Origin of the sequence: Brachybacterium subflavum (assembly GCF_009299795.1) — a bacterium.
Taxonomy (GTDB): Bacteria; Actinomycetota; Actinomycetes; order Actinomycetales; family Dermabacteraceae; genus Brachybacterium; species Brachybacterium subflavum.
In genome coordinates this window covers 24072-40216 of the sequence record NZ_VIGP01000001.1, presented here as the reverse complement: position 1 = coordinate 40216, position 16145 = coordinate 24072, and the positions used below count along the sequence as shown (strand labels likewise).

Sequence of the window (16145 nt, the reverse complement as noted above, 5' to 3'; positions counted from 1 at the left end):
TTTCAGTACACCATCGGGTAGCGTCCTCTGCCGTCGGCCCCGGAGGCCGACGCACCCGCTCTTGCGGCAGCGTCACCTGCCGCGTCGTCGAGGAGGACCAGAGCCATGGCACGAACCCCCGCCGCGAGGCGATCATGAGCGCCGCCACCGGACGCCGAACCCCCGGGGACCGCCCGCCGCAGAACGCCTCCACGACCCCGCCCCCGCGCCGCAGGCAGGCGCGCACCATCGCCGGCGGCGCCGTCGGCACCCTCATGGAGTACTTCGACTACTACCTGTACGGACTCGCGGCCGCCGCGGTGTTCCCGCAGGTGTTCTTCTCGGGCAACGACCCCTTCGTCGCCCAGCTCGAGTCCTTCGCGACCTTCGCCGTCGGCTTCCTGTTCCGCCCCCTCGGCGGCGTCGTGTTCGGCTACATCGGCGACCGCATGGGCCGCAAGGTCACGCTGCTGGTCACGGTGATCGGCATGGGCCTGTCCACGGCCGCGATCGGGTTCATCCCGCCCGACCACATGATCGGTCTCGCGGCGCCCGTGCTGCTGCTGGTGATGCGGATGCTCCAGGGCCTGTTCGTGGGCGGGGAGATGGGCGGCGCGGCGACGATGGTCGTCGAGCACGCGCCCGTCGGCCGGCGCGGCCTGTTCGGCGCCTTCCTCATCAGCGGAGCCGGGGTCGCGAACGTGCTCTCCGCGGGCATGATGGCGGGCCTGGGCCTGGGGCCGGACTCGTTCTTCATGACCTGGGGCTGGCGGATCCCGTTCGTGTTCTCCCTGGTGCTCTCCGTGTGCGCGGTGCTGCTGCGGCGCCAGCTGCAGGAGTCCGCGGAGTTCACGACCCACACCCAGGAGATCGAGCTGGGCAGGATCCGGCGCCGCTCCCCCATCGTCGAGGTGCTGCGCCACCCCCGGAACACGATCCTGGGGATCCTCATCGGCCTCCCGCAGTCCATCGCGGGCTACGTGGTGCTCACCTACGGGCTCTCCTACATGGTCTCCGGCGGCGTCCCGCCCCAGGTGGGCTTCCTGGGGACGATGATCGTGGGTGTGCTGCAGATCTTCGTCGCCCCCGCCTACGGGGCGCTCTCGGACCGGGTGGGCCGCCGCCGCGTCTACATCGCCGGCTGCATCGGCTTCGCCCTGCTCGTCTGGCCGGCGTTCCTGCTGTACGGGACGCACGTGCCCGCGCTCATCTGGCTCGGGATGGTCGTGGGCTTCGTGATCCCCGGCGTCATGATGCAGGGGACGCTCTCGACCCTGCTCACCGAGATGTTCGACGTCGAGGAGCGGACCACCGGCGTGAACGTCGGCTACCAGCTCTCCAACACGCTCGGCGGCGGGCTCGCGCCCTTCATCGCGACAGCGCTCGTGGGCTGGGCGAGCGGCGAGATCTGGCCGGTCATCGTCTACGTCGTCGTCATCTGCCTGATCGGCGCGATCGCCACCGCCGCCGCCTCGATCCGTCCCGATACGGCCGACGCCGGCCGGCTCCGCGACCTGGAGACGACCTGACATGGGCCGGCTGCTGATCCGCGGAGGGTGCGTCGTCCCCGGTGACGGCGCCGCGCCCGTGCGCGCGGACCTGCTCGTGGACGGCGAGCACATCGTCGACGTCTCCGCACCGGGCATGGGGCGCCCCAGCGCCGACCTCCCCGGGACGCACGTGGTCGAGGCCGAGGGCCGGCTCGTGATGCCCGGCTTCGTCGATGCGCACTCCCACGCCGACGCCGCCGTCTTCGACGAGGACGTGCAGCTCGCGCTGCTGCGCCAGGGCATCACCGCCGTGATCGGCGGGCAGGACGGCGTCTCCTTCGCCCCGGCCGACGGTGCCTACGCTGCGGAGTACTTCGCACCGATCAACGGCTCGCATCCGGGGTACCCGGGGGAAGGCACCCGCGTGGCGGACCTGCTCGCGAGCTACGACGGCCGGGTTCCCCTCGGCGTCGCCTACCTGGTGCCCGCCGGGACCGTGCGCCACGAGGTGATGGGCTCCGCGCAGGGCGCGGCGTCGGCCGAGGATCTCGAGCACATGGTCGCCCTGGTCGCGGGCGGCGTGGCCGACGGGGCCGTCGGCCTCTCGACCGGGCTCGACTACGCGCCGGGGATCTTCGCGGACGCCGCCGAGATCGCCGCACTGTGCGCGCCGCTCGCGCCCACGGGCCTGCCGTACGTGACGCACATGCGCGGCGGCTACGAGGACAATGCGCGCGTGGGCGTCGAGGAGGCCGGGCGCATCGGCGCCGCCGCCGGCGTGCCCGTGCACATCTCCCACTTCCACACCGCGGCCGACGAGGCCGCACGGCTCATGGACTGGCTGACCGGCCAGGGCGTGACCGGCAGCTTCGACGCCTACCCGTACACGCGCGGCTGCTCGATCCTCGCGATGACCATGCTGCCGCCGGAGCTGAACGCGATGCGCACGGACGACCTCGTGCCGCTGCTGTCGGACCCCGCGCAGAGGCAGCGCCTGCGCCGCGAGTGGTTCCCGCGCGTCGCCAAGAACCCGAGCCTCGGCGAGGACTGGCCCGCGCTGATCACCCTCGCCCACACCGCCGCCCCCGAGCTCGCCTGGGCGCCGGGGCTCACGCTCGCGCAGATCGCGCAGCGCCGCGGCACCGACGCGGTCGATGCGGCCCTGGACGTGCTGGTCGCCTCGCGCCTGGACGCGAACGCGATCATGGCCGCGCACCACCAGCGCCCCGTCGAGGACCTGGGACGCCTGATCGCCCACCCCGCGCACATGGGCGGCTCCGACGGCATCTTCATCGGCGCCCATCCGCATCCGCGCGCCCGCGGCACCTTCGCCTCCTACCTCGCCACCTACGTGCGCGAGCACGGCTTCCTGGACTGGTCGCAGGCCGCGGCACATCTGTCCACAGCGGCCGTCGACCGCTTCCACCTGGGCGATCGCGGCCGCATCCGGCCCGGCGCGATCGCCGACCTCGCCCTCGTCGACCCCGGCGGCGTGCGGGACGCGGCGACCTACGCCGCGCCCCTCGCCCTCGCCGAGGGCATCGATGATGTGATCGTCGCCGGCACCCCCGTCCTCGCAGGCGGGAGACTGACCGGCGAGACACCGGGCGGCGGCATCCGTGCGTCCGCCGCCCGCCCCTGACCCATCCGTCCACCCCGAGCACGACCGCTCACCCGAGCACCACCGCTCACCCACCGAAGGAGCACCATGAGCATCGAGAAGACCGCCATCGTCAGCGAGAGCGCACCCCAGCCAGCGGGCCCCTACAGCCAGGGCATCGTCAGCGGCGACCTGCTGTTCACCGCCGGCTTCGGCCCGCAGGACCGCGCGAACGGCAACGCCGTCGCGGACTCCGTCGCCGAGCAGACCCGCCAGGTGCTGCGCAACGTGCGCTCCGTGCTCGCCGAGCACGGCGTGGACATGGACGCCGTGCTGAAGACGACCGTGCACCTCGCCGATCTCGCCGACTTCGCCGAGTTCAACGAGGCCTACGCCGAGTTCTTCACCGAGCCCTACCCGGTGCGCACCACCGTCGGCTCGCAGCTCGCGAACATCCTCGTCGAGATCGACGTCGTCGCCCGTGTGAAGGCCTGAGGACCAGGAGCGGACGCTGGTGACGGGAGGACACGAGGTGGCGAGCGAGGAGACTGCGGCGGCCCGGGCCGCGCAGGCGGATCCGGGAACGCGGCCCCGGCCCATCGACGTGCTCGCGATCGGCGAGACGATGGCGCTGGTGACGCCCGCCCGGCCGGAGCCGCTGGAGTCGGCCCGCGACTTCCACGTGGGCACCGGCGGCGCGGAGTCCAACGTCGCCTGCCACCTCGCGTCCGCCGGGCGCGCGGTCGAGTGGTTCAGCGCCCTGGGCGATGACCCGCTGGGCCGGCGCGTGGGCGCGTTCATCGAGGCCAGCGGCGTCTCGATCGCCCGCGTGCGCCTCGATCCGGAGGCGCCGACGGGCCTGTACGTGAAGGACCCCGGCCGTGGCGTCTCCTACTACCGGAGGGGCTCGGCCGCCTCGCGCCTGGGCCCCGGCGACCTGGCAGCGATCGACACGAACCAGGTGCGGATCGTGCACCTCAGCGGCATCACGCTCGCCCTGTCCGCGAGCTGCCGGGACCTCGTGGGCGCCGCGATCGACCTCGCGCACAGCGCCGGCGCGCTGGTGAGCTTCGACGTGAACCATCGGCCGTCCCTCTGGCCGACGACGGCCGAGGCCGCGGAGGCCATCGGGGAGGCGGCACGGCGGGCCGACGTGGTGCTCGTCGGCCGGGACGAGGCCGAGGTGCTGTGGTCCGCCCGGACCGCGGACGACGTGCGCGCGCTCTTCCCGCAGGTGCCGCACCTGGTGATCAAGGATGCGGACGTGGAGGCGGTCGAGTTCGCCTCCGAGGTCTCCGACGGGTCGAGCGCCCCCGACGGCTCCGACCGCTCCGGCGGCTCCGGCTCCGGCTCCGGCGCGGGCCGCACCGCGGTGGCGACGCCCCGCGTGGAGGTCGTCGAGGTCGTCGGCGCGGGCGACGCCTTCGCCGCCGGATGGCTCGACGCCCTGCTCGACCAGGCCCCGCCCGCCGAGCGGCTCGCGCGCGGCCACGCCTGGGCGGCCCGCGCGCTCTCGAGCACGCAGGACATCCCGGAGCACGGCGGGCGCCGTGAGGGCGACGGGTCGGCCCTTTCGGGCATCGACTCCGCGCACGAGACGCAGGAGGCGACGGCTTGAGCACGTCGAGCGACGCCGGTGCATGGTTCGACGAGGCGTTCCGCGCCGCGCCCCTGATGGCGATCCTGCGCGGCATGGGCACCGCGCGCAGCCTCGAGCTGGCCCGCACCGCGTGGGACCTGGGCATCGACGCGGTCGAGATCCCGATCCAGAGCCCGGCCGACGAGGAGGCCCTGGCCGCCGTGGTCGCGGCCGGACGCGAGCGCGGCAGGTCCGTGGGCGCCGGCACCGTCGTCGACGAGGCGACGGTCCGCTCCGCGGCGCGGGCGGGGGCGGCGTTCACGGTGAGCCCCGGTTTCGACCTCGACGTGGTGCGCGCGAGCGAGGCGGCCGGGATGCCGTCGCTGCCCGGCGTCGCCACCGCCTCCGAGGTGCAGCTCGCGCAGAAGGCCGGGCTGACCTGGCTGAAGGCGTTCCCCGCTTCGGTGCTGGGCACCGACTGGTTCGCGGCCATGCGCGGCCCGTTCCCGGGCATGCGCTTCGTCGCGACCGGCGGCATGCACGCGCGCAACGCACCGGATTTCCTCGCCGCGGGGGCGCAGGTGGTGGCTGTCGGAAGCGCCCTGGCCGACGAGGCCGAGCTGCCACGGCTCGCACAGATCATCGGGCGCTGACCGCCCGGAACGACGCTCCCCGCACCGCACGACCCCCGACCGAGGACGATGGAGACCATGACGACGACGCAGACCACTCCCCCGACCCCCCGCACCGTCACCGCGGAGGACAAGTCCTTCCCGGCCGCGCTCGTCGGCCGCGACGTCGCCGCTCTCGACGCGCCGCTCTCCGCCTTCTCGACCACTCTGTTCGTGCTGGACGGCGCGGCGGTGGACCACAACCTCGCCACGATGGCCGCGTGGACGAGCGCGCGCGGGCTCGAGCTGATGCCGCACGGCAAGACGACGATGGCGCCCGCGCTGTGGCACCGTCAGCTCGCCGCGGGCGCCACCGGGATCACCGTCGCGACGGGCTGGCAGGCCGGTGTGGCCCTGCGCGCGGGCATCCCCACCGTGCAGATCGCGAACATGTGCCTGGATCCGGGGCTGCTGGGGCAGCTCGCCGCGCACCTGGCCGAGCACCCGGAGCAGGGGGTCGTGTGCTGGGCGGACTCGCTCGCCGCGGTCGAACTCATGGAGCGGGCGCTCCCCTCCGGCGCGCGTCTCGGCGTGCTCGTGGAGCTCGGGGCCGACGGGGGCCGCACGGGCGCACGCACCGAGGACGAGGCCCTCGCGATCGCCGAGCGCATCGCCGCCTCCCCCGTGCTCGCCCTGCGCGGCGTCGCCGGCTACGAGGGGGCCCTCGCACACGACCGCTCCCCCGCCGCGCTCGACGCCGTCGGCACCTACTGCCGGCGCCTTGCCGCGCTCGTGGAGCAGGTGCGGCCGCTCGTCGAGGGCACCCCGTGGGTCACCGCGGGCGGCAGCGCCTACTTCGACCTCGTGGCCGAGGCGATCGCGGGCATCGCGGACACCCGCGCGATCCTGCGCTCGGGCGCGTACATCGTGCACGACAGCGGCTTCTACCGGGGCATCTCGCCCCTGGATGCGACCCGCGGCGTCACGGACGACGAGGCCCTGCGCCCGGCGATGTTCGCCTATGCGCGCGTGGTCTCCCGGCCCGAGCCGGGGCTCGCCCTGCTCGATGCCGGCAAGCGCGACGTGCCCTTCGACGAGGGCCTGCCCACGGTGATCGCCGTGGCGGACGGACTCGGCGGCGAGGAGCGCTCCGTGAAGGCGGGGACTTTCGAGGTCACGGCGCTGAACGACCAGCACACCTTCGTGCGGTGGGAGGCGACCTCGGGTGCGGACGACGCGTCCGGCGCGGCGGACGACGCGCCGGTGCGGATCGGGGACGTGGTGAAGCTGGGTCTCTCCCACCCGTGCACGGCCTTCGACAAGTGGCGCCTGGTGCCGGTGGTCGATGCGGACGGGATCGTGCGGGAGGCCGTCGAGACGGTGTTCTGACCGCGTGAGCCGACGGCCGTGCGTCCCGACCGTCGGCGTCGGCCCCGGCCGCCTGCACTGACGACTGCCGCCGCCCCCGCTACGTGCGCATCGCCCGATACAGCATCTGCAGCTGGGGGTGGTGCCCGGGCGCGACTCCTTGGCGGCGGTCCAGGTCCAGCACCTCCTGCAGCGGGGTCACCGTCACCTGCGTGAATCCGCTGGACTCGAGGGCCGAGAGCACCTGGTCCTCGCGTCCGGCGGCCAGTGGCAGATCCTCGAGCGTCCCATCGCCGTAGGCGTGCCGGAAGTCCGCCTGTCGCTCCCCCGCCAGTCCCTCCCCGAGGTCCTGGCCTGCGGGGAACCAGGCGGAGTCGACGGCCGCGATGATCCCGCCGGGCCGCAGCAGATCGCGCCAGGCCGCGAGGGCCGCACCCGCGTCCCGGAGCGTCCACAGCACGTAGCGGCTGACGATCGCATCGAAGCTGCCGGTGGCGAAGGGCGGGGCGACGGCGTCACCGGGCAGGAAGCGCAGGTCAGCGGTCGCGAAGTGTGAAACCGACGTCGCGGCGCGCTCGTCGGCGATCGGGACCCGCCCGCCGGTCGCCTTGGCGCGCGCCCGCTCGAGCATCCCCGGGGCGAGGTCGATGCCCGTCACGCGGTGGCCGAGCTCGGCCACCTGGAGGGCGACGTTCCCGCTGCCCGTGCCGACATCGAGCACGTCGAGCACGCGGGGTGGTCCGGTGCGCGCCACCGGTACGGCCACTTCCGCGGCCGCCTTCCGGGGCGCTGCCGCAGGCGCGGGCGCCTCCCGGGGCACCTCCGGGCGTGTCGCCGCGGGCGCGAGGGCTCGCTCCCACACGTCCCGCCAGGTCCGTCGGGCGTCCTCGGAGCGCAGGCGCGCGGTCTGCTGGGCGTCGTACTCGTCGGCCCATCGGGACCAGTACGCGTTCATCCGCTCCTGCACGCTCATGCGCTGCTCCGATGGTGGAAGAGGAACTGTACGGTGCCGTCGGGCGCCTGCAGCTCCTGGGCGCCGACGCTGTAGACCTCCTCGAGCGACGCGGCGTGCAGCGCCTCGGCCGGTGTCCCCTCGGCCAGGAGCCGGCCCTCGTGCAGCACCGCGATCCGGTCGCAGTACCGGGCGGCGAGGTTGAGGTCGTGCAGGACGACGATGGTCGAGAGCCCCAGCTCCCGCACGATGTGCAGCACCTCGTGCTGGTAGCCGACGTCCAGGTGGTTCGTCGGCTCGTCGAGCAGCAGCACCTCGGGCTGCTGGACGAGCGCGCGGGCGATGAGCACGCGCTGGCGCTCCCCGCCCGAGAGGGTCGCCAGGTCCCGGCTCGCGAGCGCGAGCGCGCCCACCTGCTCGAGGGCCGCGCGGGCGATCTCGCGGTCCTCGCCGGGACGCGATCGCAGGCCGCGGTGGGGCGCGCGCCCCAGCAGCACCGTGTCGGCGACGGTCATCGGCAGCTCGCCGCCGCTCTCCTGCACGACGACCGCGAGCCGTCGCGCCCGCTCCCTCCCGCCGAGGGAGCGCACCGGCGTCCCGTGCAGCAGCACCTCGCCGCGGTCCGGGCGCAGGGCGGCGGTGAGCACGCGCAGCAGCGTCGTCTTGCCGCTGCCGTTGGGCCCGACGAGGCCGAGGACCTCGCCGGGGCCGACGGACAGGTCCACGCCGTCCAGCACCGCCGCGGTCCCGAAGGCGTGGTGGATGCCGTGGGCGCTGAGCACGGCAGAGGGCTTCGTGCTCGTGCCCGTGCCGGTGTCCCTGCTCGTGCCCGTGCCGGTGCCCGTGTACCTGCGCGTGCCCGTGTCCGTACGCCTGCGTGTGCTCATGCGTGGATCTCCGAGAGCCAGCGCGAGAGCTGCTCGGCGCCGTCGACGACGAGGGCCGACGCGGGCTCGGTGACGTTGAACAGCTGGGCGCGCACGCGTCCCTCGCGCACCGCGCCGAGGTCGCCGATGCCCGCGCTGCGCTCGAGCTCCGCGAGCACGTCGGAGCCGTCGCCCTCTCCCTGGTAGAGCACGATGAGGTGCTCGGGATCGGCGTCGATCAGCGCCTCGCTGCTGACCTCGAACACGCGCTCGCTCGAGGACGCGAAGGCGTTGTCCAGGCCCACGGCGTCCAGCTGCGGCGTGGCCATGGAGGCGGCCCCGTAGGTGTACAGGGGTCCGCCGCCCACCGTCGGATACAGGACCGCGGCGCTCATCCGCTTCCGCGAGGAGGCGCCCTCGCGCGCGGCGTCCAGGCGCTTGGTGAGCGCCGCGACGAACTGCTCCGCGGCGTCCTGGCGGTCGAGGATCCTCCCGTACAGCCGCACCTCGTCGTAGAGGTCGTCCCAGGTGGCGGCGCCGGCACCGCCGCAGTAGACGTTCTGGACGAGCACCTGTGCACCGGCAGCGGCCAGGCCCTCGCGGGTCACGCCGTCGGGCAGGCCCAGCACGAGGTCCGGGGACTGGGCGATCACGACCTCCTGGTTGATCTGCAGGTGGCCGGCGCCGTTGATGTCGTCGGAGAGGACGTCGATGGCCGCGACCCGCTCGGCGAGGTCCCCGTAGTGATCCGCCTGGTAGTAGGCGGCCGGGAACACGCCGGCCTTGGCGACGACCCGGTCCAGCGCGCCCAGGCCGTCGAGCAGCGTGACCGGAGCGGTCTCGAGCAGGACCAGGCGTTCGGGGGCGGAGTCGAATCGCAGCTGCGCCTCGCAGTTGGTGATCTCGAGGGGGAAGCGCGTTCTGCCCTGGCCGTCGGAGGAGCCGTCGGCCGCCGCGGAGGAGGCCGCGCCGTCGTCGCATCCCGTGAGCGCGCCGGCGCCGAGCGCGCCCAGCACGAGCGGGGCGAGCAGCGCGGTGCGGCGGGGCAGGGATCGCCCGGGCGTCGTCCGTTGGGGCATCGTTCGGCGGGGCGTCGTCCGTCGGCGCATCACAGGCCTCTCGTGTGCAGGCGGCGCACGAGCACCACCAGGAAGGGGGCGCCCACCAGGGCGGTGAGGACGCCGATGGGCAGTTCGCGCGGGGCGAGCGCGATGCGGGCGATCGCGTCGGCCCAGATCAGGAAGAGGGCCCCGAGCAGGGCGGTCACGGGCAGCATCCGGCGGTGCACGCCGCCCACCAGCCGCCGTGCCAGATGCGGGATCACCAGGCCCACGAAGCCGATGGCCCCTGCGGCACTCACGGCCGCCCCGGTGCACAGAGAGACCACGGCGAGCAGCCCCACCCGGGCCCGATCGGGGTGGATGCCCAGGGACCAGGCGGTCTCGTCGCCCGCGGCGAGCGCGTCGAGGACCGGGCCGAGCACGGTGAGCAGGAGCGTGCCCAGCACCCCGGCGAGGAGGACCAGCGCCAGGAAGGCGTCCCAGTGCCCCAGGGCGAGCGAGCCGAGCATCCAGAACATCACCGACCTGGATCCCTCCGCGGAGTCCGAGGTGAAGATCAGCAGGTTCGTCACCGCTGAGAGCACGTAGCCGACGGCGATGCCGGCCAGCAGCATCCGCAGCGAGGTCACCGCGCCGTGGGCGCGCGCGAGGACGAGGACGGCGAGCGCGGCGATCATCGCGCCGGCGAAGGCGAGCACGGGCTGGGCCGCCGCCCCGAGCATGCCGCCCGCGCCGAACAGGATCGCGGCGGCCGCGCCCGCCGAGGCGCCGCCGGAGATTCCCAGCACGTAGGGGTCGGCGAGGAGGTTGCGCACCATGGCCTGCAGCGCCGCCCCGCACACGGCAAGGCAGGCGCCGACGCCCGCCCCGAGCACGACCCGCGGGGTGCGCACCGCCCAGATGATCGAGTCCTGCGCGGGGGTGGCGTGGGGGTCGACGGGCAGGCCGAGGTGGGCGAGGACGATCTCCGCGGCCCGCAGGGGCGGGATCGCGACCGGGCCGATGCCGAGGCACACGACGATGCTCACCAGCGTGGCCGCGGCGAGCGCGAGGGTCCAGAGGCGGGCCCGACGCGCGCGTCGGGCGGCACCGAGCGGGTCCGCGTCGCGGGTCGCGGGCGGATCGGGGGTCGCGAGCGGGTCGGATGGCGCAGCCCGTCCCGGTGCCGTGGTCGGGCCGGCGGTCGCGGGCGGGTCAGGCGCGGCGGCCGGACCGGACGCCCCGGGGCGCTGCGCGCCGGGATGCTGCGCGGTGGTTCCCGGTGCCTCGAGTCGCGTCATGGTTGCAGATCCTTGCAAGTATCGGGAGAGGGGTCGAGGAGTTGCCGTCGGATGGCACGGCCCGCGCGCGGCCCGCGCCCCGGTGGGCGCGGAGGCGGTCAGGAGCTGTGCTCGACCCCGGGCAGGTGGGTGGAGCCGATCTCGTGGAGGATGCGATGACCCAGGGGGTCGGCGAGGTGGTAGCGCACCTCGCGGCCGTGCTGCTCGGTGCGCAGCCAGCCGTTCGCGCGCAGCAGGGAGAGGGCGTGGGAGGTCGTGGACTCCAGGGCGCCGGTCACCCGGGCGAGGTCCGAGCTGCGGATGCCGGGATGCGCGTGGACGGCGAAGAGGATCCGCAGACGGCGGGCGTCGGCCAGCACCGAGAGCCGTCGCGCGAGGTCATCGAGGTCCTGCGCGCTCTCGAGCAGCTCGGCCGTGGCGCGCACGGCGTGCTCGCCCTCGAGGGCCGCGGGGCCGACGGGGGCGTGGTCGTGGCCGTGGGTGTGTGAAGGCTCGTGGGCGCCCTCGCGCTCAGGCTCCGCCGTGCTGTCCTTGTCCTCGCCCATCGCTCCATGATCTCCCCGATCGCGTCCGAGTGCGCGGACGGCGGACGGCGGCCCCTGGCCACCGGACGCGACCGGTTCCGGAGGACCGTACGCCGCCGGCCCGGAACCACCGGGCGCGGCCGGTGCGCCGCCTAAGGTGACGCCATGCCCAGCGCCACCGACCCCTCAGGCCCCGTGACGGAGGCCGGCCCTCCCCCGCCGCCGATCGACGTCGTCATCCCCCATCGTCCGACGGAGGACGTGCTCGGCGTCATCACGGGCACCTTCCTCGCCTCGCTCGGCCTCTACCTGCTGCAGTGCGCGGGCGCGGTCACCGGCGGCACGGCGGGTCTCGCGCTGCTGCTCACCCACGCCCTCCCGGTTCCCTTCGCCGTCCTGTTCGCGGTGGTGAACCTGCCGTTCTTCGTGCTCGCGCTGTGGAAGAAGGGCTGGTCGTTCACGGTGCGGACCGTGATCTGCGTGGGGCTGATCTCGCTGTTCAGCCTCGTGCACCCGCGGTTCCTCGCGCTCGGGCACGTGCCGCTGGTCTACGCGGTGATCGGCGGGAACCTGCTGGTGGGCGTCGGCCTCCTCATCATCTTCCGGCACCGGGCGAGCCTGGGCGGCTTCAACATCCTCGCGCTGATCCTGCAGGAGCGCGCGGGACTGCGCGCGGGCTACGTGCAGATGGCCATGGACGTCACGGTGATCCTGCTGTCGCTGCTGGTGCTCGACGTCCCGCGGGTGCTGCTGTCGGCCGTCGGCGGGATGATCCTGAACGTGGTGCTCGCGCTGAACCACCGCCCGGAGCGGTATCGGGCCTGAGCACTCGTCCCCTCGAGATCAGGGTCGTCCCTCGCCCTTCATGCTCTCCCGCAGCAGCTCGCCGCCCACGGAGTACCTCGCGTCGGAGACTTCGCGGATCAGCACGTGCACGGATTCGGCGGGCGCGCCGGTGCTGGTGACGATGGTGTCGGTGATCCCCGCGGCGATCTTCTGGTACTGCTCCTGGCGGTCTCCGAACATGAGCTCGGGGACGATGTCGAGATGGACGATCGGCATGATGCCTCCTGGCGGTCGGGTGCTGTGTGCACCAGACTGCGCGGAGGACGCGGAACGCGGAAGACGGCACTTTCTTCTCAGGTACCGACCTCGAGGTAGGACATGGACGATTCAGGAGCACCCGGCGAGGACTACTGCGGGCAGAGCGTGCGCACCACGATCGGCATGATCGGCGGGAAGTGGACGATGCTCATCCTGTTCGAGCTGCTGCAGAGCGAGCGGCGCTATGCGGACCTGCAGCGCCGGGTCGACGGGATCTCGCAGAAGGTGCTGTCGGCGGAGCTGAAGCGGCTCGTGGCCGAGGGGCTCGTGGCGCGCGATGTCGTCCCGACGACTCCGCCGCAGGTCACCTACAGCATCACCGAGCGCGGTCGGAGCCTGGATGAGGTGTTCGCGGCGCTCCATGAGTGGGGACACGGGCACCACGACAGGTGAGCGGGGCGCCCCTCACCCGTCGCGATCCGCAGGGGCGAGGGCGACGTCGGCGGCGGCCAACAGCACCTCGGACTCGACCTGCGTGAGGGAGTCGACGGCGGGCAGCGCGCGCTCCAGCGAGAGGCCGTCGAGCACCGTGCTGAGGAAGCGCGCGCGGCGCGGGATGTCCTCGGCGGGGATCGCGCACTCCTCGGCGAGCGCGCGCAGCCAGTCCTCGGTGCGCCTCTGACCGTCGCGCTGGGTCGCCAGGTAGGCCTCCCGCACGGACGCAGTCTGCTCCGCAGTGATGAAGGTGCTGGTCATCGTCGCCATCGCCTCGCGGGCCCGCGCGCCCGTGCCGCTGAGGTCCAGCACGTCGAGCAGGCACTGCACGAGGCGGTCCCGAGGGGGCACCGAGCGGTCGCCGATGCTGCTGCGCGGCATCATCCAGTCCAGCACGCGCCGCATCACCTCGTCCCGCAGGTCCTGCTGGGTCGGGAAGTGATGGCGGAGGGAGCCCACGCTCACGCCCGCGCGGGCGGCGACCGCGCGGACGCTGAGGCGCGCCGTGGCACCGTCCTCGCGGAGGATCGCGGCGGCCGCCGCGAGGATCCTCTCCCGCGTGCTCTGCTCCTGCTGGTCGTCCACTGCTCCCCCGCCCTCGCTCATCGCCGGCCCGTCCTCTCGTCCCCGCCGTCGGCCCGCCCCCTACTTTCTGCTGATACAGCGTACTAGTACAGCGTGCTAGCGTCGCGCCATGTCCGGCCGACGGGCGAGCCGGCCGCACCCAAGTGCCGAGGAGGCACCCCGATGTTCGAGCAGTGGCGGCGCCGGCGCGCGATCAAGCGGATCGATCCGGGGGACGGCAGTCCCCTCAAGCGGTTCCGCTGGTGGCAGCTGCTGGGACGGTCGCTGTTCCATCTCGACCTCGAGGATCGGGGCCGCCGCCCCGTGCGGTACACGGTGGACGTGCGCCAGTGGAAGACCGACGACAACGGCTACGTGAAGGTGCACCTGTTCCGGGACGGACGCCAGTACGCGGTCGCCCGCGCGCCCGCCGTGTTCCCCGTCGAGGGCGGGGCGATCGAGGTCGCGGTCAGCCAGTTCGGGCTCAAGCGCTGCCATTTCGTCGCCGACGACGGCGCCGAGCACCAGCTCGTCCCGGATCCGCGTTCGGCGGAGGGTCGACGCGCCCGCTTCGAGCGACGACGTCCCGGCCTGAGCCGCATGGTCGGCGCGGTCTCGACCGTGGCGCTGCTGGTGGGCGTCGCCCTGCTGCTGCAGCAGATCGCAGTGCCGGTGCTGCGCATCCCGCCGGTCGCGGAGCGGATCGGACACGTCGATCCCCTCGTCGCCCTCCCGCTGTGGCTGAACATCGCCCTGGGAGCCGCCGCGGCGGCCGCGAGCATGGAGCGGGCGCTGCGTCTGCGGTACCACTGGCTGCTGGATGCGGCGGGGAACTGAGCAGCCCGTCGCGTCGGCGACCGCGCGATGGGCGAGGCCGAGCAGGATCCGTCACCGATCTTGGGAATGACCACCTGGGGTGGATTCCTGGATGAACTCGGCTGCCCTTTCGGCGATCATCACCACGGGCGCCTGGAGGTTTCCGCGGGTCGCCGTGGGGATCACGGACGCGTCAGCGACGTACAGGTTCTTCACGCCGTGCACGCGGAGAGTCGGATCGACGACCGTGCCGGGATCGGTGCCGAGACGGCATGTGCCCGCAGGGTGCCATTGGGTGCCCATGGTGCGGACCACCCAGTCCTCGAGGCCATCGGATGGACCGGGGTTCAAGCGCTCACCGGCGAAGTCCGCCATCGCCGGGCTCGCCATCAGGCGCTCGACGAACCTCACCCCCTCGACCAGGCGCTCGAGATCACTCGGATCGGACAGATAGCGGGGATCGATCTGCGGAGCAGCTGCCGGGTCGTTCGAGGCGAGAGTGACAGCTCCACGGCTCCGCGGAGTCAGCAATCCGAGAGTCACGCTCAGCGCGGGGGTCGAATGAGGGCTCATCGATTCATCGAGTCCGAGCAGGTATGGGAGCAGCTGCCATTCCGCGGCGCCCCCTCCGGGACCGGGCACCATCATGCCGACGGTCGGCAGGGACGCGAGAGGGCCCCGTCGGAGCGTTTCGTAGACGGCGCGGTTCGCGGGAGTGTCGCTGTCCAGAAGCGTGTTCCCTCTGAGCATCTCCCACGCCAGGATGAGGAGCGGGTGATCGTGAAGGTTCTGGCCCACCCCGGGCAGGTCCAGCTCGGGCTCGATCCCCCGTTCACGAAGATGATCCGCGGGACCGATGCCGGAGAGCATCAGCAGCTGAGGGCTCCGGAGAGCACCCGCGCACAGCACGATGCGGTCGGCAGCGATCTCGGTGCCGTCCGAGAGGACCACCGCGCGTGCGAGGTCGGCGTCGTGCACGATCCTGTCGACGCGGACGCCCTGTCGAATCTCGAGGTTCTCACGGTGGCGCGCCGCCGCGAGATAGCCGTCGACGGGGCCGCTCCGGACGCCGTTCTCGGTGTTCGCGGTCACGAGGCCCGCCCCGACGCGCTGGTCCGCATTGAAGTCCTCGGTGAGGGGAAGGCCCAGCTCCGCGCCCGCTGCGACGAACGCCAGCAGGGACTGCTCGATGTCGGGCGCCTTCTCCGTGCGCATCCCCCTGGCGTGATGCGACGTGCCGGCATCATCTGATCGGAAGCGTCGGAACACCGGTTCCACATCGCGCCAGCTCCAGCGCGTCGCTCCCGCGGCCGCCCAGGCGTCGTAGTCGTCGGGATGCCCTTCGAACCAGGCGAGCAGGTTCACCGAACCGCTTCCGCCGAGACCTCGCCCCGAGGGGATGGCGCTGGTGCGATCGCCCAGCCCCGGTTGAGGGGTCGTCTCGTTCGCATAGAGACGATCAGGCGTGAGCGCGAAGAACGCCGATCCGGGTGTCTGTGTCGCCGCGTCCGGCACGGCCTCCGCGGCCTCCAGGAGCAGGACCGACTGGTGCTCGTCCTCGCTGAGCCTCGAGGCCAGCACGCAGCCGGCGGTTCCGGCGCCGACGATGATCGTGTCGTAGTGCTCCGTGGTCATGGGTGGGGCCTTTCCGTTGACGGGTGCGACGACGGTTGAGTTCACGCCGCAGATGCGGCGATGACGTCGATGACGTCGATGACGGCCTTGTCGATGGTGGGGATGGGATCGGGGCTCCCGATGGATCCGGGAGCCGGTCCACGTGAATCTGCGCGTGGGAGGGGAAGTCCGAGAGGACCACGACGGGCTCCCCTCGGGGCATGGCATCGCCGGCACCGCGTTCCGGCCCCACGAGGGTCCTCGCCCCTGCGAGCTCGAGCGTGATCCTGCTCGATGTGCAG

17 protein-coding genes are annotated in these 16145 nt (G+C 73.2%); 9 read left to right on the top strand and 8 right to left on the bottom strand.

Annotated features, from left to right (window positions below; genetic code table 11):
* The first annotated feature begins 134 nt into the window (after positions 1-134).
* The 6 genes from FHG10_RS00175 to FHG10_RS00150 all read left to right on the top strand — a co-directional run bounded on the left by FHG10_RS00175 (position 135) and on the right by FHG10_RS00150 (position 6648).
* A complete protein-coding gene (locus FHG10_RS00175) occupies positions 135-1508 on the top strand; it encodes an MFS transporter (RefSeq protein WP_152351335.1) in 1374 nt (457 codons plus the stop codon).
* Between the two features lies 1 nt (position 1509).
* Positions 1510-3111: an N-acyl-D-amino-acid deacylase family protein gene (locus FHG10_RS00170; protein WP_152351334.1), complete on the top strand. Its 1602-nt coding sequence runs from the start codon at positions 1510-1512 to the stop codon at positions 3109-3111.
* Between the two features lie 66 nt (positions 3112-3177).
* Positions 3178-3564 carry a RidA family protein gene (locus FHG10_RS00165; protein WP_227487929.1) on the top strand — a complete coding sequence of 129 codons (387 nt, stop codon included), beginning with the start codon at positions 3178-3180 and terminating at the stop codon, positions 3562-3564.
* A gap of 19 nt (positions 3565-3583) precedes the next feature.
* Positions 3584-4687: a sugar kinase gene (locus tag FHG10_RS00160; protein ID WP_227487928.1), complete on the top strand. Its 1104-nt coding sequence runs from the start codon at positions 3584-3586 to the stop codon at positions 4685-4687.
* Entirely contained in the window at positions 4684-5301 is a 618-nt protein-coding gene (locus FHG10_RS00155) for a bifunctional 4-hydroxy-2-oxoglutarate aldolase/2-dehydro-3-deoxy-phosphogluconate aldolase (protein ID WP_152351333.1), read from the top strand. The genes FHG10_RS00160 and FHG10_RS00155 overlap by 4 nt, the downstream gene beginning before the upstream one ends.
* 57 nt (positions 5302-5358) lie before the next feature.
* On the top strand, positions 5359-6648 hold the full coding sequence (locus tag FHG10_RS00150) for an alanine racemase (protein WP_193636136.1): 1290 nt from the start codon (positions 5359-5361) through the stop codon (positions 6646-6648).
* A gap of 79 nt (positions 6649-6727) precedes the next feature.
* Here the strand turns inward: FHG10_RS00150 and FHG10_RS00145 are convergent, their stop codons facing one another.
* The 5 genes from FHG10_RS00145 to FHG10_RS00125 form a co-directional block, all read right to left on the bottom strand.
* Complete coding sequence (locus FHG10_RS00145) at positions 6728-7600, bottom strand: class I SAM-dependent methyltransferase (RefSeq protein WP_227487927.1); 873 nt, start codon at positions 7598-7600, stop codon at positions 6728-6730.
* Positions 7597-8466: an ABC transporter ATP-binding protein gene (locus tag FHG10_RS00140; protein WP_193636135.1), complete on the bottom strand. Its 870-nt coding sequence runs from the start codon at positions 8464-8466 to the stop codon at positions 7597-7599. Before FHG10_RS00140 ends, FHG10_RS00145 begins: the two co-directional genes overlap by 4 nt.
* Positions 8463-9524, bottom strand: coding sequence for an ABC transporter substrate-binding protein (locus FHG10_RS00135; RefSeq protein WP_152351331.1), 1062 nt, complete (start codon positions 9522-9524; stop codon positions 8463-8465). Before FHG10_RS00135 ends, FHG10_RS00140 begins: the two co-directional genes overlap by 4 nt.
* Before the next feature lie 29 nt (positions 9525-9553).
* On the bottom strand, positions 9554-10786 hold the full coding sequence (locus FHG10_RS00130; RefSeq protein ID WP_152351330.1) for a FecCD family ABC transporter permease: 1233 nt from the start codon (positions 10784-10786) through the stop codon (positions 9554-9556).
* 98 nt (positions 10787-10884) lie between these two features.
* Positions 10885-11331, bottom strand: a complete 447-nt coding sequence (locus tag FHG10_RS00125) for an ArsR/SmtB family transcription factor (protein ID WP_152351329.1) — start codon at positions 11329-11331, stop codon at positions 10885-10887.
* A gap of 144 nt (positions 11332-11475) precedes the next feature.
* Between FHG10_RS00125 and FHG10_RS00120 the strand changes: the two genes are divergently transcribed.
* Positions 11476-12135, top strand: a complete 660-nt coding sequence (locus tag FHG10_RS00120; protein ID WP_152351328.1) for a YitT family protein — start codon at positions 11476-11478, stop codon at positions 12133-12135.
* Between the two features lie 18 nt (positions 12136-12153).
* On the opposite strand, the gene FHG10_RS00115 is transcribed toward FHG10_RS00120, so the two are convergent.
* Positions 12154-12372 carry a 2-hydroxymuconate tautomerase gene (locus FHG10_RS00115; RefSeq protein WP_152351327.1) on the bottom strand — a complete coding sequence of 73 codons (219 nt, stop codon included), beginning with the start codon at positions 12370-12372 and terminating at the stop codon, positions 12154-12156.
* Between the two features lie 102 nt (positions 12373-12474).
* Between FHG10_RS00115 and FHG10_RS00110 the strand changes: the two genes are divergently transcribed.
* Positions 12475-12807, top strand: coding sequence for a winged helix-turn-helix transcriptional regulator (locus FHG10_RS00110; protein ID WP_152351326.1), 333 nt, complete (start codon positions 12475-12477; stop codon positions 12805-12807).
* A 12-nt stretch (positions 12808-12819) separates the two neighbouring features.
* Here the strand turns inward: FHG10_RS00110 and FHG10_RS00105 are convergent, their stop codons facing one another.
* Positions 12820-13455 (bottom strand): TetR/AcrR family transcriptional regulator, encoded by a 636-nt coding sequence (locus tag FHG10_RS00105; RefSeq protein WP_152351325.1) that lies wholly within the window; start codon positions 13453-13455, stop codon positions 12820-12822.
* 141 nt (positions 13456-13596) lie between these two features.
* Here FHG10_RS00105 and FHG10_RS00100 point away from each other — a divergent pair, with 141 nt between their 5' ends.
* Positions 13597-14250, top strand: a complete 654-nt coding sequence (locus tag FHG10_RS00100) for a hypothetical protein (protein ID WP_152351324.1) — start codon at positions 13597-13599, stop codon at positions 14248-14250.
* 51 nt (positions 14251-14301) lie between these two features.
* On the opposite strand, the gene FHG10_RS00095 is transcribed toward FHG10_RS00100, so the two are convergent.
* The gene (locus FHG10_RS00095; protein WP_193636134.1) at positions 14302-15864 is read right to left on the bottom strand and encodes a GMC family oxidoreductase; all 1563 of its coding nucleotides are present in this window, start codon (positions 15862-15864) and stop codon (positions 14302-14304) included.
* Positions 15865-16145 lie beyond the last annotated feature (281 nt).